Here is a 19315-nt window from a genome sequence, read left to right as displayed (position 1 = left end):
CAGCCGGCCAGCGCTTCGATCTGCGCGGTCGAGCGGAACGAGGCGCCCATCACCACGGTCGGCGAGCCACGGCGCTTGAACTCGGCGTACACGCCGCGCACGAACTGCACGCCCGGGTCTTCGTCGATGCTGGCCGGCGCCTGGCCGTTGGCCACGTACCAGTCCAGGATGCGGCCGACGAACGGCGAGATCAGGAACGCACCGGCTTCCGAGCAGGCCAGCGCCTGGGTCGGGTTGAAGATCAGGGTCAGGTTGCAGTCGATGCCTTCGGCCTGCAGTACGCGCGCCGCTTCCACGCCGGCCCAGGTGGCGGCGATCTTGATCAGCACCTTGCTACGCGGCACGCCGGCCGCTTCGTACATGGCGATGAACTCGCGCGCCTTGGCGATGGTGGCAGCGGTGTCGTGGGCCTGGTCGGCGTCCACTTCGGTGGAGACGCGGCCGGGCACCAGCTCGGCCAGCATCGTGCCCACGCCCACGGTCAGGCGGTCGACCACGGCTTTGGCCACGTCCTGCACGTCGCCGGGCTGGCCGCGGCCCCACTGCAGCTCGCGCTCGATCAACGCGGCATAGACCGGAAGGTCGAGGGCTTTCTTCACCAGGGTCGGGTTGGTAGTGCAGTCCACCGGACGCAGGCGCTTGATGGCCTCGTAGTCACCGGTGTCGGCGACGACGACGGACAGTTCACGCAGCTGGGCGAGCTTGGAGCGGGGCTGGGTCATTGCAGGTTCCTGGTACAGGCCGGCGCGAGGCGCTCAGCGGTGGAAATCGCCCGCAGCTTCGGGCTGGTAGTGGACGGCGATCACGCGCAGGCGCAGCTGGCGGCCACCGGGCGCGGTCCAGTCGATGGTCTGGCCGACCGACAGGCCCAGCAGGGCGCTGCCAACCGGTGCCAGCACGGACACGCGGCCCTTGTCGAAATCCGCCTCGTGCGGATAGACCAGGGTCAGGGAATGCTTTTCATCGTGCAGTTCGTCTTCGCAGTCCACGCGGGAATGCATGGTGACGATACCGGCCGGGATTTCCTCCGGCGGCAACACCTGGGCGCGTTCAAGCTCCTGCGAGAGGGCGACGGCGGCCGGGTGCCGGCTCAGGGCCGGGGAGTCGAGCAGGGCCTCGAGGCGGGCCATGTCGCGGGTGGAAACGATGATCGATGGCGGGAGACCGCTGTGGCTGGTCATGGGATGTTCCTTATCAGTTGAAGAAAAAATGCAAGCAAAAGGCGACGCCTTGCCGGCGCCGCCCGGGCACTATTGTGCAGATGTCAGGGGTCGCTTGCGACCCTTTCAGGATGATGGGGCCGCCACGGCCGGGATGCAATGTGGGCCGGGGGAGTGTTCAGATTGCGGGTTGGGGAGGGGTACAGCCCCAGCCCTCAGTGCAACCGCAACAACCCCGCCGGCAGCTGCTTGAACAACTGCGCGAACTGCTCCAGGAAGGCGCCCATCGCCGAGCTGCGCCGCCAGACCATGGCGATGCGCCGGTTGGGCTGGGGGTCGCCCTGGAAGGGCACCAGCTGGATGTTCTCCGAGCGCGCCACCGGCGGCTTGACCGCGAGCATCGGCAACAGCGTGACGCCGACGTTGGCGGCCACCATCTGCCGCAGGGTTTCCAGGCTGGTGGCCTGGAATTCGGACTTCTCCAGCGCGCCGGCCAGGTGGCAGACATCCAGCGCCTGGTCGCGCAGGCAATGGCCGTCCTGCAGCAGCAGCAGGCGCTGGTCGGACAGGTCGTCCAGCCGCAGCGTGTCGTGCGCGGCCAGCGGGTGGCCTTCCGGCGCGGCCAGCACGAACGGTTCCTCGAACAGGAACTCGGTGTGCAGCTGCTCATCGTTGACCGGCAACGCCAGCAGCGCGGCGTCGAGCTGGCCATTGCGCAGCTGTGCCATCAGCACGTCGCTCTTTTCCTCGACCAGCAGCATCTCCAGCTGCGGGAAACGCTGGCGGATCGCCGGCACCACGTGCGGCAGCAGGTAGGGGCCGAGCGTGGGGAAGATGCCCAGCCGCACCGTGCCGGCTTCCGGGTCGCGGCTGCGGCGCGCGGCTTCCTTCATCTGCTCGACCTCGGCGACGATGCCGCGCGCGCGCATCGCGGCCTCGCGCCCGGCAGGGGTCAGCATCACCTTGCGCGGCGCACGCTCGACCAACGGCACGCCCAGTTCCTCTTCCAGCTTCTTGATCTGGGTGGACAGCGTCGGCTGGCTGACGAAACACGCCGCCGCCGCGCGGCCGAAGTGCTTGTGCTCGGCCAGTGCCACCAGGTACTTCAGGTCACGCAGGTTCATGGCGGACTCCGGTCAATGGACGCAACGGCAACAGGAGCGAAGGGCAGTGCCCCTCGCTCCTGTTCGGGCAGACGCCTGAGGTCAGGCGGTTTCAGCCACTTCGGCCTTGGCAACCGCCGGGGCCGGGGTACGGATCAGGTGGTCGAACGCGCTCAGCGCGGCGGTCGAGCCGGCGCCCATGGCGATGATGATCTGCTTGTACGGCACCGTGGTGCAGTCACCGGCAGCGAACACGCCCGGCACATTGGTCTGGCCGCGGTCGTCGATGACGATCTCACCGCGGTTGCTCAGTTCCACCGTGCCACGCAGCCACTCGGTGTTCGGCAGCAGGCCGATCTGCACGAAGATGCCTTCCAGCTCGACGCGGTGCGAATCGCCACCGACGCGGTCGGTGTAGACCAGCCCGTTGACCTTCTGGCCGTCGCCCAGCACCTCGGTGGTCTGTGCGTTGAGCACCACCTTCACGTTGGGCAGGCTGTTGAGCTTGGCCTGCAGCACCTGGTCGGCGCGCAGCTTGCTGTCGAACTCGAACACGGTGACGTGGCTGACGATGCCGGCCAGGTCGATGGCCGCCTCGACGCCGGAGTTGCCGCCGCCGATCACCGCCACGCGCTTGCCCTTGAACAGCGGGCCGTCGCAGTGCGGGCAGTAGGCCACGCCCTTGTTGCGGTATTCGTCCTCGCCCGGGACGTTCATCTGCCGCCAGCGTGCGCCGGTGGACAGGATCACCGTCCTGGACTTCAGCGAGGCACCGTTCTCCAGCTTCACTTCGACCAGACCATCGGCACCGGCCGGCACCAGTTCGGTGGCGCGCTGCAGGTTCATGATGTCCACCTCGTACTCACGCACGTGGGCTTCCAGCGCGCTGGCCAGCTTCGGGCCCTCGGTGTGCTGCACCGAGATGAAGTTCTCGATGGCCATGGTGTCCAGCACCTGGCCACCGAAACGCTCGGCGGCCACGCCGGTGCGGATGCCCTTGCGGGCGGCATAGATCGCCGCGGCCGAACCGGCCGGGCCACCGCCGACCACCAGTACGTCGAACGCGTCCTTGGCGTTGATCTTCTCGGCATCGCGGGCGGCGGCGCCGGTGTCGAGCTTGGCGATGATCTGCTCCAGGCTCATGCGCCCGGAGTCGAACATCTGGCCACCCTGGAACACCATCGGCACGGCCATCACCTGGCGCTGCTCCACTTCCTGCTGGAAGGCGCCGCCTTCGATCACGGTGGTGCGGATGTTCGGGTTGACGATGGCCATCAGCGCCAGCGCCTGCACCACGTCCGGGCAGTTGTGGCAGGTCAGCGACATGTAGACGTCGAAGTCGAACGTGCCATGGATCGCCTTGATGCTGTCCAGCACCTCGTCGGCAACCTTGGGCGGATGGCCACCGGTCCACAGCAGGGTCAGCACCAGCGATTCGAATTCGTGGCCCAGCGGCAGGCCGGCGAAACGCACGCCATGGTCCTGGCCTTCGCGGGCAACCACGAACGAGGGGCGACGGGCGTCGGTGCCGGAGGCGTCCAGGGTGATCTTGCCGTTGCCGGCGGCGACGATGTCGTCCAGCAGGCCACGCATTTCCTGGGCGGCGGCGCTGTCATCGAGCGAGGCGATCAGGCGCAACGGTTGGCGCAGCAGGCCCATGTACTGCTGCAACTGGGTCTTGAGGGTGTCGTCAAGCACGGCGCAACTCCTTGAACGAGGCAAAACGGGGGATGGACGCGGTTGCCTGGGCAACGCGCCGGAAAAGTAGGGGTGAACCGCAGCGGGCTGTCGGGCTTGCTTGCGTGATGCTGGCTGGCATCAACACGCTGCGGTTCACCCCCACGCCCGCCGCGAAGGCGGGGTGGGAGTGCCGGGGAATGGGCCAGAGGCCTGGCGCATCCCCACCGGCGTGTTGCGGCTTAGATCTTGCCGACCAGGTCCAGCGACGGGGTCAGGGTCTTCTCGCCTTCCTTCCACTTGGCCGGGCAGACCTGGTTCGGGTTGGCGGCGGTGAACTGGGCGGCCTTCAGCTTGCGCAGGGTCTCGGACACGTCACGGGCGATCTCGTTGGAGTGGATCTCCAGGGTCTTGATCACGCCTTCCGGGTTGATCACGAAGGTGCCACGCAGGGCCAGGCCTTCTTCCGGAATGTGCACGCCGAAGGCGTTGGTCAGCTGGTGGGTCGGGTCGCCGACCAGCGGGAACTGGGCCTTGCCGACGGCCGGCGAGGTTTCGTGCCACACCTTGTGCGAGAAGTGGGTGTCGGTGGTGACGATGTAGACCTCGGCGCCGGCCTTCTGGAACTCGGCGTAGTGCTCGGCGGCGTCTTCGATCTCGGTCGGGCAGTTGAAGGTGAACGCTGCCGGCATGAAGATCAGGACGGACCACTTGCCCTTCAGCGAGGCCTCGGTGACTTCGATGAACTTGCCGTTGTGGTAAGCGTTGGCCTTGAACGGCTGGACCTGGGTGTTGATCAGGGACATGGAACTTCCTCTTGGTTGAAGGGGCGGGGGTGAAGCGATGGAAAGAAGACTAATAGGCAAAAACTAATAAAACAAATGAATTGGATGCATAGCATCAATAGGCTTTGACTATCGTTCAGCGGCGTGAAGCGCCGATATGCCCGGATATCGGGGCTTTTGCCCGGTTCGCAAGCCGGGGCCGGACGAACATGAATCGATTCATATAGGCAACGGTTATGCCGACCGAGGTAGGCAGGCCGGAGCGCGGTGACTATCCTCGCCGTCCTGAAAACATCCCGCGAAGAGGTAGTGAAGTGTCCACGGTGAACGTTGCCGAGCTGTTGCGGGAAGCTGCCGGGCGCCTGTCCGGTGCCGATGCCCGCCACGAGGCCGAGCAGTTGCTGCTGCACGTGCTGGGCGTGGAACGTGCCTGGCTGTTCGCCCATGCCACCGACGCGGTGGACCAGGACGCGCGGCAGCGCTTCGAGCTGCTGGTCACACGCCGGGCCGAAGGCCACCCGCTGGCCTACCTGGTCGGCCGGCGCGGGTTCTGGACGCTGGACCTGCAGGTCAACACCGCCACCCTGATCCCGCGCCCGGAAACCGAGCTGCTGGTCGAGCAGGCGCTGGCCCGGTTGCCCGACGACGACATGGTGCGGGTGGCCGACATGGGCACCGGCAGCGGTGCGGTGGCTCTGTCCATCGCCAGCGAGCGGCCGTTGGCCACGGTGATGGCCACCGACGTGCTTGGCCCGGCTTTGGCGGTGGCAGTGAAGAACGCGCAGGCACATGGCCTGGAGAACGTCTGGTTCCGTCGTGGGCATTGGTTCGTGGCGCTGGGGGCGGACCGTTTCGACATGATCGTCAGCAACCCGCCGTACATCGCCGCCGGTGACCCGCACCTGGCGCAGGGCGACCTGCGCTTCGAGCCGCCACCGGCCCTGGCATCCGGTGCCGACGGGCTGGATGCGATCCGCGAGATCGTGGCCGGCGCGCCCGAGCACCTGGTGCCCGGAGGCTGGTTGCTGCTGGAACACGGTTGGGACCAGGGCGAAGCGATCCGCGCACTGCTGGAGCAGGCCGGCTTCGTCGACGCGCAGACCGTGCAGGACCTGGAACAGCGCGACCGGGTAACGCTGGGCCGCCTGCCCGCATAGGCCCCCGCAGCGGCAGTGCCGAGCCACGCTCGGCAACGACCTTCCCGGCAACGCCCCGCGCGGCAGGGCTGCGCTTCACCGGCGTGCGCCGACAAGAACAAAACAGCGCTGCGCTAAACTGCCGCTTCTGTTCCCGTGAGGTCGCCATGCGCACGCTTTACCCCGCCATCGAGCCGTACGAAACCGGCACGCTCAAGGTCGATGACCGCCACACCCTGTACTTCGAACAATGCGGCAACCCGGACGGCAAGCCGGTGGTGATGCTGCACGGTGGCCCCGGCGGCGGCTGCACGCCGAAGATGCGCCAGTTCCACGACCCGTCCAAGTACCGGATCATCCTGTTCGACCAGCGCGGTTCGGGCCGCTCCACGCCGCATGCCGACCTGGTGGACAACACCACCTGGGACCTGGTGGCCGACATCGAGAAGCTGCGCGCGCAGCTGGGCATCGACCGCTGGCAGGTGTTCGGCGGCAGCTGGGGCTCGACGCTGGCGCTGGCCTATGCGCAAACCCATCCGCAGCGCGTGACCGAGCTGGTGCTGCGCGGCATCTTCATGCTGCGTCGCTGGGAACTGGAATGGTTCTACCAGGAAGGCGCCAACCGCCTGTTCCCGGACGCCTGGGAGCACTACCTCAAGCCGATCCCGGAAGTGGAACGCGCCGACCTGATCTCGGCCTTCCATCGCCGCCTGACCAGCGATGACGAGGCCACCCGTCTGGGCGCGGCCAGGGCGTGGAGCGTGTGGGAAGGCGCCACCAGCTTCCTGCATGTGGATGACGACTTCATCAACAGCCACGAGGACCCGCAGTTCGCGCTGGCGTTCGCGCGCATCGAGAACCACTACTTCGTCAACGGCGGCTTCTTCGAGGTGGAAGACCAGCTGCTGCGCGACGCGCACAAGATCGCCCATATCCCGGGCGTGATCGTGCACGGCCGCTACGACGTGGTGTGCCCGCTGGCCAATGCCTGGGACCTGCACAAGGTGTGGCCGAAGGCGCAGTTGCAGATCACACCGGCCTCGGGCCACTCGGCGTTCGAGGCCGAGAACGTGGATGCGCTGGTGCGTGCCACCGACGCCTTCGCCGGCTGATTCCCGCAATCAGGTTGCAGGGACGGGCGGCGCAGGCCGCCCGTTCTGTTTCCGTCGCCGGCCTCACCATTCCCCGGCCAGCAGTGCAGCGGCCAACACCTGCAGCTTGGGCGAGCATTGCCGCGAGGGCGGGTAGATCAACGACAGCTCGCGGCTGCGCCCTTCGGCGGCCTGCAACACGCGCTGCAGGCGACCATCGGCGAGTGCGTCGGCCACCGCGAAGTCCATCACCTGCACGATGCCGATGCCGGCCAGCGCGGCTTCCACCAGCGGGTCGCCGCTGTCGAACACCATCCGCGCCGGCGGCGTGAACTCGCGCAGCTGGCCGTCCGCATCACGGAACTGCCAGTCCACCAGCCGCCCGCTGCGCAGGTTGCGCACCGCCAGGCAGCGGTGTTCGCGCAACGCCTGCACGCTGTCCGGCGCGCCGTGCTGGGCCAGGTAGGCCGGGCTGGCCACCGTCACCCAGCGCAGCGGCCGCAGCCGTCGCGCGATCATGCGCTGGTCGGCGACCGGGCCGGTGCGCAGGGCCGCGTCGAAACCTTCCTCGAACAGGTCGACCAGGCGGTCACTCAGCACCGCTTCGATCTGCAGCTGCGGGTACCTGGCCATCAGCTGCCCGGCCAGGGGCACCAGTACCTTGCGCCCGAACATCGACGGGGCGGTGATCTTGAGCGTGCCCGAGGGCGTGCATGGGCGGTCGCCGAGCTGGCGGCGCGCATCCTCCAGCCCGCACAGCAGTGGCGTGACCTGGTCGATGAACTGGCGGCCGTCCGGGGTCAGGCCGACGTTGCGGGTGTTCCGCTGCAGCAGCTTGACCCCCAGCCCGGCCTCCAGGCGGCTGATCGCCCGTGACAGCCCGGACTGGCTCAGCCCCAGTTGCCCGGCGGCCACGGTGAAGCTGCGGGCCTCGGCCACCTGCACCAGCATCCGCACCGCGTTGAGATCGAAGGGAATGTCATTCATGCGGAAAATCATCGCAGAAATCGACATGAGGTGGTTTATGCATTCATGCGCATCAATGACACTGCCAGCCCCTTTTGAGCGAGGCCGTCATGCCCCCTCTTCGATACCCCCGGCTGGCGCTGAGCCTGCTGGCGATGGCCCAGCTGATCATCGCGCTGGACACCACCATCATTTTCGTCGCCCTGCACGACATGGGCCGGGCGTTGCAGGTCAACGCCCAACAACTGCAATGGATCGTCAGCGGCTACACCGTGGCCTTTGGCGGCTGCCTGCTGCTGGGTGGGCGCGCGGCCGACCTGCTGGGGCGGCGCCGCATCTACCGGCTGGGCATGATCGTGTTCGCGCTGGCCTCGCTGTTGGGCGGGTTCGCCGGCAGCGTCGGTGGGCTGGTCGCCGCGCGGGCGGCGCAGGGCGTGGGCGCGGCATTGCTGTTCCCGGCCACGCTGGCATTGATCAACACGCTGTATGCCGAAGGCCCGGTGCGCAACCGCGCGCTGGCGATCTGGAGCGTGGCCAGCGCGCTCGGGCTGGCGCTGGGCACCCTGCTGGGCGGCGTGCTGACCCAGGTGTTCGGCTGGTCCTCGGTGCTGTGGGTGATCGTGCCGTTCGCCACGGCCTGCGCGGTGCTGGGCGGGGCCTGGCTGCCACGTGACGGCGAAATGCCGCGCGGGCGTTCGTTCGACCTGGCCGGGTGCCTGACCGTCACCGTCGGCGGCAGCCTGTTGGTGGCCACCCTGGTGCAGGGGCCGGAATGGGGCTGGCTGGCGCCGCGCACCGTGCTTTGCCTGGCATTGGCCGCCGGGTTGCTGGCGGCCTTCGTGTGGATCGAGCGGCGCAGCCGTGACCCGCTGATGCAGTTCAGCCTGCTGCGCCTGCCCGGCCTGCGCCTGGCGATGGGGCTGACTTTCCTGTTCATGAGCAGCTACGGCGTGCAGTACTACTTCCTGGCGCTGTATTTCCAGGACGGCTATGGCTGGAGCCCGTTGCAGGCCGGCTTGGCGTTCCTGCCGGCCACCGCGGTGTGCACCTTCGGCATCCGGATCGCCGAGCGCGCGCTGCAGCGGTTGCGGGTGGAGCAGGTGTTGGTATGGGGGTTGGGACTGGGCGCGGCGGGTATCGCGCTGGTTGCGGCATTGCTGCCGCAGGGAGCGGGTTTCTGGCCGTTGCTGCCGGGCGTGGTGCTGCTGAGCATCGGCCAGGGCATGACCTGGACGGCGATGTGGATCGTGGCCGGGCAGGGCGTGCCGGCGGCACAGCAGGGTGTGGCCTCGGGCATGGCGGCCACCGCCCAGCAGATTGGTGGTGCGCTGGGACTGGCGGTGCTGGTGATGCTGGCCAACGCCACGGGCGGCGAGCCGGGGACGGCACCGGCCCTGGCCGGCCTGGTGCGCGCCGAGTTCGGCGCAGCGGCATTCGCGCTGCTCGGCGTGGTGCTGGTGATGCTGGCGCGGCGACCCCAACCGGCCTGCGACGGGACACCATCGGCCGGCTGAACGGTGCGGCGGTCGCTGGCGTGATGTGTCGGCGTTGACACATCACGCCGCCGGTCGCCGTGCAGCATGGTCGCCGGTGTTCCCGGACAGGATCTGCATCGTGGTGTTGCATGCAAAGGGTGGATGGGTGCTTGCCTGCGTGCTGGTGATCGCACCGGCGGCAGCGCAGCAGGTGGCCGGTGATCCGCCGGTGGAATGGAAGGCCGATGCCTCGGGCAACCGCCAGGCACAGAAGGCCGCGGAAAAGGCCGCCGGGCAGGCTTCGCCGCCGCGCGGCGCGGATCGTCCAACCGGTACAGGTGATGCGGGGCCGGATGCGGAAGCGGGTCCGCGTGGTCCTGGCGGCCGCGGGGGTGGAGGTCCACCCGGTGGCATGGGCGGTGGCCCCGATGGCGGCGGGATGGGCGGTGGCCGTGGTGGTCGAGGCGGCCATGGTCCGGGTGGTCCGGGTGGTGCCGGTGCGGGCCATGCGACGCCGGCATCGATGCTGCGCCCGGAGATGGAATTCGCCGCGCCGCTGGAAGACACGCTGGTGCTGTACCGCAGCCGTGAATCGGTGTTGTTCGGGCGCAAGGACACCACTGACGTGGTGATGCTGCCCTTGTCGGGTGCGGCGGTGAGCATTGCCCCGGGCGTGGAAGCCCGCCTGCATGATGTGCCGGATGGGCTGCGCGTGGAGGTCACCACCTCCAACGGCATCCGCGTGAACTATCGCTACCGCGATGAGGCCGCTGGCGTGTTGCGCGTGGACATACTGGCCGAAGGCCCGGTGCCGCGTCCGGGCGCGCGTTTCGAGGTCACCCGCCGCTACACGCGTTGAACGCACCCGCAGGAGCGGCCTCGGCCACGAAGCCGGCAGGTCATCCGGTCGCGGTCAGCCCCACATCTGACGACGCACCTGCTTCGCCCTTGAACGCGCTCCTACCTGGTCAGGCTGGGCTGCAACGTGCGGAAGATGCGTTCCAGCCGTTCGGCCCAGGCCTGTTGGCCGGCGGCATCGGCGATCAGGTCCTGGCGGATCTCCAGCTCCACGTGCACCAGTCCGCGGCCTTCGCCATGCACCGGCACGGCGTAGTCGCTGTTGCGGTTGACCGAATACGGCTCGTTGTCGCCAACCACCAGGTCGCCTTCGGCGCGCAGCGCCTGCAGCAGTGCATGTGCGAAGCGGGTGTCCTGGTGGTAGAGCACACCCGCGTGCCACGGGCGCTGCATACCGTTCATCGCCGGGGTGAAGCTGTGCATCATCACCAGCACGGTGGGGATGCCGGCCTCACGGCGACGGTCCAGCTCGGCGCTGATGCGCGCGTGGTAGGGCGCATGGATGGCGTCGATGCGTTGCTGGCGCTGTGCGGCGCTCAGGCCGGCGTTGCCGGGAATCAGCGTGCCGTCGCTGACCTCGGGGATCAGCGTCGGCGAGGCGAGCGGGCGGTTGCAGTCGATCAGCAGGCGCGAATAGGTCTGTTCGATCGCCCAGGCATCCAGCCGCTTGGCCAGTGCGCGGGTGGTGCCGGCGATGCCGATGTCCCAGCCGATATGCCGGTCCAGCTCCGCCTGTGGCAGGCCGAGGTCGTGCAAGGTCGCGGGCACCTGCTGGCCGGCATGATCGGCCAGCAGCACGAACGGCGAGCGCCCGTGCGGGTGGTGCACGGTGAAGATCGCCGGGTCGCCGGCATCAAGCAGCGGCGGCAGTGCCTGCTCTCCGGAATCAGCCACGCGGCCTCCCGTCGAGGTGGTGCTCGATCATCCACAGGCCGGCCCAGAGCTTGGCGTCCAGCTCGTAGCCTTCGCCCATCTTCTCGACCAGCCATGCCGCGGCACGCGCACGCGGGATGCTGTGCACGGTAATGTCCTCGCTGTCGTCGCCACCGCCGTTGCCAACTTTGCGCAGGCCGATGGCGCGCACGAAGGCGATCTTCTCGCTGCTGGCACCCGACGAGGTCGGGCCGATCATCAGCACTTCGGCATGGTCGGCGGTCCAGCCGGTTTCCTCTTCCAGTTCGCGCACCGCCGACTCCTCGATGGACTCGCCGGCGGTGATGTCGCCGACCAGGCCCGCCGGCATCTCGATGGTGCGTGCCTGCAGCGGCACGCGGAACTGTTCGACGAACAGCACCTCGTCCTGCGGGGTGACCGCGATGATGATCGCGGCCAGGCCACCGGCGTGGGTGCGCTCGCTGTACTCCCAGGTGCCGCGCACGACCATGCGCTGGTACTTGCCTTCGTAGACGACGCGGGGGGCTGCGGTGTTCTGGCTCATGCGAACTCGTTGGCGGAAGGAGAGGACGTTTCGATGCCCGCGGCCGACAGCAACCGGCGCCGGGTCATCGGGCCGAAGCGCAGTGCATCGCACAGCCCGCCCAGCATGTCCGCGTCGGCGTTGCCGCGGGTGAAGCCGGGGCGCGCGGTGGCCAGCGGCACGTCCACCGCGATGGTGGTCAGCTGGCGGAACAGCAGGGCCAGTTCGCGCTGCTCGCGCAGGCGCACGGCCATGGTCGCCGCACCGCGCAGGCGCAGGAACGGCACTTCGTCGATGCGTTCGAGCAGGGCGTCGAGGCTGCCGAAGTGCGACAGCAGCACCGCCGCCGACTTGGTGCCGATGCCGGACACGCCGGGGATGTTGTCCACCGCATCGCCGCACAGCGCCAGGTAGTCGGCGATCTGGTGCGCGTGCACGCCGTGGCGCGCCTTCACCCCGGCCGCGCCCCAGCGCTGGTTGCGCGCGTAGTCCCATTGCTCGTCGTGTTCGAGCAGCAACTGCGAGAGATCCTTGTCGGCCGAGACGATCACCCCGCGCAGGCCATGCCCGCGGCCGGCGTGCAGCGCGGTACCGATCAGGTCGTCGGCCTCGTACTCGCGGTCGGCCAGCACGTCCAGGCCCAGCGCCGCGCACAACGCCTTGCAGTGCGCGAACTGGCGGCGCAGTTCATCCGGGGCGGGGTCGCGGTTGGCCTTGTAGGCCGGGTAGATGCGGTGGCGGAAGCAGCTGTCCAGTGCCTCGTCGAAGGCCACGGCGATATGCCGCGGGCGTTCGCGTTCGAGCAGGTCCAGCAGGAAGCGAGCAAAGCCGTGCACGGCATTGACCGGCCAGCCCTGGCTGTCCTGGAACTCGTCCGGCATCGAATGCCAGGCGCGGAACACGTACAGGCTGGCGTCGACCAGGTACAGCGGCGCGCTGGCCGGGGCGGTGCTCACGGCCGGTAGTCCTGCAGCAGCGCGGCCGGGTCCGGGCGGTCACGGTCGGGCACCTGCAGCTTCGGCGTGCCGACATGGATGAAGCCGACGATGTGCTCGTCCTGGCCCAGGCCAAGGTGGTCGGCGACTGCGGCGTCATAGGCCATCCAGGCGGTCAGCCACTGCGCGCCGAAGCCGAACCCCTGCGCGGCCTGCAGCAGCGCGAAGCAGACGCAACCGGCGGTCAGCAGTTGTTCCTGCACCGGCACCTTGTGGTCGGGTTGCAGGCGGGCGATGACGGTCACGATCAGCGGCGCATGCGAGAAGCGAAGGCGGTCCTTCTCGATCACCGCTTCGGCGGCGTGCGGGTCGCGCTCACGGCTGCGCCGGGCGAGGAACGCGCCCAAAGCGTGACGGGCATCGCCGCGGATCTGCAGGAATCTGAACGGGACCAGCTTGCCGTGGTCGGGTACGCGCACGGCGGCTTCAAGCATGCGCAGCAGGGTGGCCGGGTCCGGGGCGGGTTCGCCCAGTTGCTTGGACGGAACCGAAACGCGCTGGTTCAAGGCGTGCAGGAAACAGTTGTCGGACATGACTCACCGGGGGCAAAACACGGTCGGGGATTATAGACGGCGGGACGATGACACCTTGGGTAGCGCAAACTGTGATTGCCATCATCGCCCTGGAAGGGCGGTGAAATTCGCCAATATTCCGCGGCCCGCTTAGCATAGACGGCCGTACCGGGATGCCGGTCATGAGGTTTGAAGTGCTTACTGCATCACTGACCCTGTTCAGCTACTCGCCCTACCATCCACGGGCGGAAACAGGGGCCGCGTCCGCTTGTCCTAACCCGTCTATCAAAAGTCCAGCGCCTTCACGGGCGTGGAGCCTTTGCGCATGATGTCCAACCCGCAAGTCCCGGGCCAGCCCGGTCGTAACCAGAACCTTCTGGCCGTGGCGCGTGAAGCGGCATTGCCGGCGCTGTCCAAGCTGTTCGACAAGGTCCTGGCAGGGTTCGACGATGCGTTGTTCGATCGGGCCGGAAGTGCCGGCGCCTCGCAAATGGCCTTCCTCGACGGCATGCGCGAGCTGCGCCGCCGCCGCGACGAGGTTTCCCGTCTTTTCTCCAGCCACCTGCAGCAGGCCTGGGCCGCGCTGGAATCGGGTGCGCCGCAGTCGGCGGAAAGCGTCATGGCCGGTGCCGGCGAGGGTGGGCTGGCGCTGGTGCCCGAACACGTCCTGGAGTCGCGGCTGGCGGTGCGCAACCTGGCCACCGTGCTGCTGCGCGAGTACAAGCAAGTGCTGGCGCGGCTGGACCATCGCCTGGGCTGGGTTGCCGGCGGTCAGGAACTCAACGCCGACACCAATCCGATCAGTCCCGAACATATCGGCGTCGCCCTGCACGAGGCCTTCGCCCCGTGTGACCTGACCCCGGAAGTGCGCCTGGTGCTGTTCAAGCTGTGCGAACGGGAATTGGCCGGCAGTATCGGCAAGTTGTACGAGGCACTGGACGAACGCCTGGCCCAGGCCGGCGCAGCCCCTGAACTGGGTGCGCCGCGCCGCCAGCCGCCGCGTCGGCCGGCGGCGGTACCGGACGCTGATGCCCCGGACGAGGATGGCTTCGACCCGCAGGGCGGGGCGCCGGGCTGGGCACGACGCTTCTCCGAACGCTTCGCGCAGCAGCGCGCCAACCTCGGCCGCATGGGCGAAGCCCAGGGCGAGGGATACGGGCAGGGCGGTGGCGGATTCGAAGTCGATGGCGCCACCCAGCAGGGCATGGTGCTCGAGGCGTTGCATGAGCTGCTGGTGCAGTCGCGGCAGGCGCGCGGCGCAGCCGCCAGTGGCATCGGCGGCGCTGCCGCCGGCCACGGCGGTGAGCCAGGCCTGCAGCGCGCCTTGAACCAGCGCGAGATGATGTCGGTGCTGTCGCTGCTGCAGGCCACGCCCAGTGCCACCCTGCGCGCGGCCGTCGGCGAAGACGGCGAATCGCTGGCGCAGCGGCTCAAGAGTGAAGTGCTGGCCGGTGCGACCCGGCTGGGCGTGGACCCGGCGCAGGCGCACCTGGATCCGCAGGACGAGGATGCCATCGACCTGGTTGGCATGCTGTTCGACGTGATGCTCGACGAACGTGACCTGGAAGGCCGTTCGCGCGAGCTGATCGGCCGGCTGGTGGTGCCGTTCGTCAAGGTCGCCATGCTCGACCGCCGCATGTTCGTGCAGAAGACCCACCCGGCGCGGCGCCTGCTCAACTCGCTGGCCGAGGCCTGCGAGGGCAACGCGGGTGAGAGCCAGTCCGAGCGCGCGCTGATGGGCAAGGTCGAGGAAATCATCGAGAGGCTGACGGCCGAGTTCAACGAGAACCTGGCCATCTTCCTGACGCTGGAGGAGGAGTTCCGTGAATTCCTGGCCCAGCACCGCCGCCGCATCGAGATCGCCGAGCGCCGCGCCGCCGAAACGCAGCGTGGCCAGGAGAAACTGGAGGTCGCGCGCAGCCGCGCCGCCCTCGAGCTGGAACGTCGGGTCGCCGGCCAGGGCCTGCCCAAGGCCATCGACGATTTCCTGCGCCAGCCATGGAACCACCACCTGACCCTGACCCTGCTGCGCGAAGGCGAAGAGGGCGAGGGCGTCACCGAGGCCCTGAAGCTGGCCGACGAGGTGCTGGAGGAAGTGGCCGAGGCACGCCGCCATATCGTCGGCAAGCCGTGGCTGCAGTCCTGCCAGCCGGGGCTGCGCAAGGTGTTCGCCAGCGTCGGTGTCCATGGCGATGCGGGGACGGCGGCCATCGATGCCCTGCACGACACCCTGCAGTCGATCGCCGAAGTGCGGCCGGAGCTGGAGCGCGCGCTGCCCGAACTGCCGCAGGTGGCGCTGCCGACCCCGCCGGCGCAGGAAGCCCCGGCCATCGACTTCGGCAGCACGGCCAAGGCCGAGGACTTCGACGACAGTGATGCCGAGCGCTTCCGTCGGATGGAGATCGGCACCTGGCTGGACTTCATCGACAAGGACGGCAAGCTGCAGGCCGGCAAGTTGTCCTGGGTGAGCCCGATTTCCTCGCGCCTGCTGTTCGTCAACCGTCGCGGCATCCGCTTCTGCGTGGCCTCGCCGGAAGAACTGGCGGTGATGGTGCGGCTGGGCCGCCTGCGCCCGCACGTGGACGATGGCGCCTTCGACAGCGCCATGCAGGGCGTGATCGACCGCCTGGAGCCGCAGCCGGCCGCGGTCGGCTGATCGCCGCGCACGTTCGGGGCTTTGCTACGATCCGGGCAGTTGATCCACTGCGCATCGGGGACTGGAATGGCCGTTGATGTACGTGTTCTGAAGGATGCCGCCCAGGGCGAGCGGCGTGTCGCCGCCACGCCGGAGACGGTCAGGAAGTTGCTGGCCACCGGCGCCAGCGTGCGGGTGCAGCCCGGTGCCGGCGTGGCCGCCGGCTTCACCGACCAGGCCTACCTGGAAGCGGGGGCGACACTGGACGAAGCCGTGGAGACCGCCGACCTGGTGCTGTGCGTGCAGCCACCGCCGGTGGCGATGATCGAGCGTTTCAAGGCTGGCGTGTTGCTGGTCGGCATGCTGCATCCACAGGCCGAGCCGGCACGTACGGCGGCGTTGCAGGCCCGGCAGGTACAGTGCTTCCCGCTGGAGCGCTTGCCGCGCACCACCCGCGCGCAGGCCATGGACGTGCTCAGCTCGCAGGCCGGCATGGCCGGCTACAAGGCCACGCTGATCGCCGCGCAGCTGGCCCCGCGCTTCTTCCCGATGCTGACCACCGCCGCCGGCACGATCCGCCCGTCCAAGGTGCTGGTGGTCGGTGCCGGCGTGGCCGGCCTGCAGGCGGTGGCGACCGCCAAGCGGCTGGGCGCGGCGGTGGAGGGCTTCGACGTGCGCCCGGAAACCCGCGAGCAGATCGAATCGCTGGGCGGCAAGTTCCTGGACCTGGGTGTCAGTGCGGAGGGCGAGGGCGGTTATGCGCGCCAGCTGACCGAGGACGAACGCGCCGAGCAGCAGCGGCGGCTGGCCGAGCACCTGAAGGGTGTGGATGTGGTGATCTGTACCGCCGCGGTACCCGGGCGCCCGGCGCCGAAGATCATCACCGCGGCGATGGTGTCCGGCATGCGGCCGGGCAGCGTGATCGTCGATCTTGCCGCCGAGACCGGTGGCAACTGCGAGGCCACCCGTCCGGGTGAGACCGTCGAGGTGGGGGGCGTCACCGTGGCCGGTCCGCTGGACCTGGCCAGCATGGGGGCCATCCATGCCAGCGAGATGTATGCGCGCAACGTCTACAACTTCGTGTCGCTGTTCCTGAAGGAGGGCGCGCTGCGCCTGGACTGGAGCGACGAACTGCTGATCAGGACGGTGTGGCCGCAGCGTCCGGCGGGCGGCGAGATCCCGCCGGTGTGAGGTGGGTCTCGCGGGTGGGGGGAGGCGGAAATCCAAAGCCCCCTCATCCGCCCCTGCGGGGCACCTTCTCCCGCCCACGGGAGAAGGGATGGGTTCGCCGCAACCTGAGCCCGTCCGTGAACCGGAAGTCCGCATGACACGCCCTTCTCCCGCTTGCGGGAGAAGGTGCCCCGCAGGGGCGGATGAGGGCGGGCCTTTGACGCTCTACCGCTGCGGACGCGCCGGTGGCGGATTGGCTTCCACCCATTGCCGGCGTTGCTCGGGCGTCATCTTCACCCACTGGTCGTGCAGCTGCTGGCGCTGGGTCCTGTCCAGGCCGCGCATCCTGGCGAACAGCGCCTGTGCCTCGCGGCGCTGCTGCGGTGACATGTGTTCGAAACGGTGCATGCCACGGCGCGCCTGCTCACGCTGTTCCGGGGTCATCTGCTGCCAGCTGCGGGCATGGTCATAGATGCGCTGGCGGCGGTCCGGCGAGGCGTTCCAGCGGTCACGCATCGGCGTGATCAGGGTTTCGCGCTGGGCCGGCGTCAGCTGGTCCCATTCGGGCAATGGCGGGGATTGCTGGGCCAGCGCCGGGAACGCGGCCAGGAGCAGCAGGGGCAACACGCGGGGGATCAGGGCGTTCATCAGGGTCATTCCATCGCCAGGTTGTCCGAGCCCAGCCACAGGTACAGCTCGGGGCTCTCATCGAACGGCAGGGGCGCATCGATCGCATCGTCGCTGTCGACCGTGGCCGCTGCCGTGGCTGTGGCCGGTGCGGCCACCGGTGCATCGGTGCCGTTGAAGCGTAGCGCGAAGGTCACGGCCAGCACCGCCGAACAGGCGGTGGCCAGCCACAGGCCACGGCGACGCCAGGGCGCGCTGGCCGTCCCGGCCTGCTGCCGTGCCTGGCGCAGCCGGGCGAGCGTGGCGGGCGACAGCGCGCCCTCGGCCTGCTGCTGCAGTTGCCGCAGGGAGCGGTCGAAATCATCCGGCGATGTGGGCAGGCGGTTCACCGCGAGGCCTCCAGTTGTTTCTGCAATGCGTCGCGCGCGCGCGACAGGTGGGTTTTTACCGAGCCTTCCGAACAGCCCATCGCCCTGGCGGTGGTGGCGACGTCCAGTTCCTGCAGGACCCGCAGGCTGAACGCCTCGCGTTGCCGCGCCGGCAGTTGCCGCAGGGCCCGCACCAGCCGCGCATAGTCCTGCTGCTGCTCATGCTGCCGGGCCGGGCCGGCGGCTTCGTCGGCCCAGTCGATCGCGCTGTCCTGGTCCTGGTCGTCCTGCGGGGCCCAGAACTTCAGGCGGAAGCTGCGGCGCCGCTGCAGGTCGATGATGCGCCGGCGCAGGATGCTCCAGAACAACGGCGTCCATTCTTCCGGCGGTTGGTCGGCGTAGCCGAGCATGCGCTCCATCGCGTCCTGCACGGCGTCCAGCGCATCCTCGCGCTGGCGCAGCCCGGCCTCGGCGAAGCGGAAGGCGCGCGGCCCCACGCCGGCGAGGAAGGCTTCCAGCGAGGCAGGCGTGGCAGTGGACGTCAGGGGCGGGCTGGTCACCAGCACAGGGTAGCGTTCCGGCGGGGGTCTGATGGTGTAAACGCACGGGCCGGGCATTGGTTGACAGCGCAACCGTCGCATCCGCTCGGTCGCCGTGGTTATGATGCCGTGCGGGCGGTTCCAGCCCTGGAGAGAGCAGCAATGAGCGACGGGTTCGTGGCGTTGTACATCTTCATGCTGGCGGCGATCGCCGGCCACGTGATCATTTCGCGGGTGCCGGTGATCCTGCACACGCCGTTGATGTCCGGTTCAAACTTCATCCACGGCATCGTGCTGATCGGTGCCATGGTGGTGCTCGGTCACGCCGATACCACGCTGGAGAAGGCCATCGGCTTCATCGCCGTGGCCCTGGGCGCGGGCAACGCCGCCGGTGGCTACGTGGTCACCGAGCGCATGCTGGAAATGTTCAAGAGTTCCAAGAAGCCGGACGGGAAGGGCCGGTGACCGGGCCATCGCCGTCCCGCCGGTTCGACGCCCGGCAGGTGTTCCAGTGGCTGAGCTACCTGCAGTACCCGGCCATGCTGGTTGCGCTGTACTACGTCGCTTCGCCGTTCTTCACGGGCCTGGGCGGGCTGCTGGAGGCGCTGAACAACGCGCTGTTGTACGCCGGCGTGGGCATCGGCATGTCCTCGTTGCAGGATCCGACCCGTACCCAGAACGAAGTCTCGCGCAAGGTCTGGGAAGACCCGCGCAAGGGCTACTGGATGCTGTGGCTGCTGACCGTGCAGGCGTTGCTGCCGATCCTTCTCGGGTTGGCGGGTACCGCGTTGGCCGCGTCGA

The 19315-nt window shown here is 68.7% G+C and carries 21 protein-coding genes; 8 read left to right on the top strand and 13 right to left on the bottom strand.

Going from position 1 to position 19315, the window contains the following annotated elements; all coding sequences use genetic code 11:
• From VA603_RS06875 to ahpC, 5 genes are all read right to left on the bottom strand, one after another.
• The coding region (locus VA603_RS06875; protein ID WP_323438336.1) for a transaldolase family protein at positions 1-722 on the bottom strand (722 nt) is incomplete at its 3' end.
• A 33-nt stretch (positions 723-755) separates the two neighbouring features.
• The gene (gene rnk, locus VA603_RS06870) at positions 756-1181 is read right to left on the bottom strand and encodes a nucleoside diphosphate kinase regulator (RefSeq protein WP_132864925.1); all 426 of its coding nucleotides are present in this window, start codon (positions 1179-1181) and stop codon (positions 756-758) included.
• 194 nt (positions 1182-1375) lie between these two features.
• A complete protein-coding gene (locus tag VA603_RS06865; RefSeq protein ID WP_132864924.1) occupies positions 1376-2284 on the bottom strand; it encodes a LysR substrate-binding domain-containing protein in 909 nt (302 codons plus the stop codon).
• Between the two features lie 81 nt (positions 2285-2365).
• On the bottom strand, positions 2366-3961 hold the full coding sequence (gene ahpF / locus VA603_RS06860; RefSeq protein ID WP_132864923.1) for an alkyl hydroperoxide reductase subunit F: 1596 nt from the start codon (positions 3959-3961) through the stop codon (positions 2366-2368).
• Positions 3962-4182: 221 nt separating this feature from the next.
• A complete protein-coding gene (ahpC, locus tag VA603_RS06855; RefSeq protein ID WP_132864922.1) occupies positions 4183-4746 on the bottom strand; it encodes an alkyl hydroperoxide reductase subunit C in 564 nt (187 codons plus the stop codon).
• 293 nt (positions 4747-5039) lie between these two features.
• Here ahpC and prmC point away from each other — a divergent pair, with 293 nt between their 5' ends.
• On the top strand, positions 5040-5882 hold the full coding sequence (prmC, locus tag VA603_RS06850) for a peptide chain release factor N(5)-glutamine methyltransferase (RefSeq protein WP_243694018.1): 843 nt from the start codon (positions 5040-5042) through the stop codon (positions 5880-5882).
• 146 nt (positions 5883-6028) lie between these two features.
• Positions 6029-6973: a prolyl aminopeptidase gene (gene pip, locus VA603_RS06845; protein ID WP_192286631.1), complete on the top strand. Its 945-nt coding sequence runs from the start codon at positions 6029-6031 to the stop codon at positions 6971-6973.
• Between the two features lie 63 nt (positions 6974-7036).
• Here pip and VA603_RS06840 read toward each other — a convergent pair whose 3' ends face one another.
• Entirely contained in the window at positions 7037-7939 is a 903-nt protein-coding gene (locus VA603_RS06840) for a LysR family transcriptional regulator (protein WP_425603674.1), read from the bottom strand.
• Positions 7940-8028: 89 nt separating this feature from the next.
• Here VA603_RS06840 and VA603_RS06835 point away from each other — a divergent pair, with 89 nt between their 5' ends.
• Complete coding sequence (locus tag VA603_RS06835) at positions 8029-9432, top strand: MFS transporter (RefSeq protein ID WP_323438335.1); 1404 nt, start codon at positions 8029-8031, stop codon at positions 9430-9432.
• Between the two features lie 100 nt (positions 9433-9532).
• Entirely contained in the window at positions 9533-10252 is a 720-nt protein-coding gene (locus tag VA603_RS06830) for a hypothetical protein (RefSeq protein WP_323438334.1), read from the top strand.
• Positions 10253-10353: 101 nt separating this feature from the next.
• On the opposite strand, the gene VA603_RS06825 is transcribed toward VA603_RS06830, so the two are convergent.
• Genes VA603_RS06825 through VA603_RS06810 form a run of 4 tightly spaced genes read right to left on the bottom strand, consistent with a single transcriptional unit; the run spans position 10354 to position 13196 of the window.
• Positions 10354-11145: an N-formylglutamate amidohydrolase gene (locus VA603_RS06825; RefSeq protein ID WP_323438333.1), complete on the bottom strand. Its 792-nt coding sequence runs from the start codon at positions 11143-11145 to the stop codon at positions 10354-10356.
• Positions 11138-11689 carry an NUDIX hydrolase gene (locus VA603_RS06820; RefSeq protein WP_132864916.1) on the bottom strand — a complete coding sequence of 184 codons (552 nt, stop codon included), beginning with the start codon at positions 11687-11689 and terminating at the stop codon, positions 11138-11140. The genes VA603_RS06825 and VA603_RS06820 overlap by 8 nt, the downstream gene beginning before the upstream one ends.
• Positions 11686-12624, bottom strand: a complete 939-nt coding sequence (locus VA603_RS06815; protein ID WP_323438332.1) for a 5'-3' exonuclease — start codon at positions 12622-12624, stop codon at positions 11686-11688. The genes VA603_RS06820 and VA603_RS06815 overlap by 4 nt, the downstream gene beginning before the upstream one ends.
• Positions 12621-13196, bottom strand: a complete 576-nt coding sequence (locus VA603_RS06810) for a nitroreductase family protein (RefSeq protein ID WP_132864915.1) — start codon at positions 13194-13196, stop codon at positions 12621-12623. Before VA603_RS06810 ends, VA603_RS06815 begins: the two co-directional genes overlap by 4 nt.
• A gap of 304 nt (positions 13197-13500) precedes the next feature.
• Here VA603_RS06810 and VA603_RS06805 point away from each other — a divergent pair, with 304 nt between their 5' ends.
• Positions 13501-15831 carry a DUF1631 domain-containing protein gene (locus tag VA603_RS06805; RefSeq protein ID WP_323438331.1) on the top strand — a complete coding sequence of 777 codons (2331 nt, stop codon included), beginning with the start codon at positions 13501-13503 and terminating at the stop codon, positions 15829-15831.
• Positions 15832-15897: 66 nt separating this feature from the next.
• Positions 15898-17001 carry an NAD(P) transhydrogenase subunit alpha gene (locus VA603_RS06800; protein WP_323438330.1) on the top strand — a complete coding sequence of 368 codons (1104 nt, stop codon included), beginning with the start codon at positions 15898-15900 and terminating at the stop codon, positions 16999-17001.
• Between the two features lie 204 nt (positions 17002-17205).
• Here VA603_RS06800 and VA603_RS06795 read toward each other — a convergent pair whose 3' ends face one another.
• The 3 genes from VA603_RS06795 to VA603_RS06785 are packed head-to-tail and all read right to left on the bottom strand — an operon-like array spanning position 17206 to position 18592.
• Positions 17206-17637: a DUF3106 domain-containing protein gene (locus VA603_RS06795; protein WP_313254224.1), complete on the bottom strand. Its 432-nt coding sequence runs from the start codon at positions 17635-17637 to the stop codon at positions 17206-17208.
• Positions 17634-17996 carry a hypothetical protein gene (locus VA603_RS06790; RefSeq protein WP_192286622.1) on the bottom strand — a complete coding sequence of 121 codons (363 nt, stop codon included), beginning with the start codon at positions 17994-17996 and terminating at the stop codon, positions 17634-17636. Before VA603_RS06790 ends, VA603_RS06795 begins: the two co-directional genes overlap by 4 nt.
• Complete coding sequence (locus tag VA603_RS06785) at positions 17993-18592, bottom strand: RNA polymerase sigma factor (protein ID WP_425603673.1); 600 nt, start codon at positions 18590-18592, stop codon at positions 17993-17995. Before VA603_RS06785 ends, VA603_RS06790 begins: the two co-directional genes overlap by 4 nt.
• 84 nt (positions 18593-18676) lie before the next feature.
• On the opposite strand from VA603_RS06785, the gene VA603_RS06780 reads away from it, so the two are divergent.
• Together VA603_RS06780 and VA603_RS06775 are read left to right on the top strand one after the other, a co-directional pair.
• Entirely contained in the window at positions 18677-18979 is a 303-nt protein-coding gene (locus tag VA603_RS06780; RefSeq protein WP_132864909.1) for an NAD(P) transhydrogenase subunit alpha part 2, read from the top strand.
• Positions 18976-19315, top strand: a 340-nt coding sequence (locus VA603_RS06775) for a hypothetical protein (RefSeq protein WP_323438329.1), incomplete at its 3' end; no start/stop codon positions are given. The genes VA603_RS06780 and VA603_RS06775, both read left to right, overlap by 4 nt.

Source organism: Stenotrophomonas capsici (assembly GCF_034961085.1).
Classification (GTDB): domain Bacteria; phylum Pseudomonadota; class Gammaproteobacteria; order Xanthomonadales; family Xanthomonadaceae; genus Stenotrophomonas; species Stenotrophomonas capsici.
The sequence above is the reverse complement of the archived record's forward strand: the minus strand, read 5'-3'. Positions and strand labels throughout refer to the sequence as shown.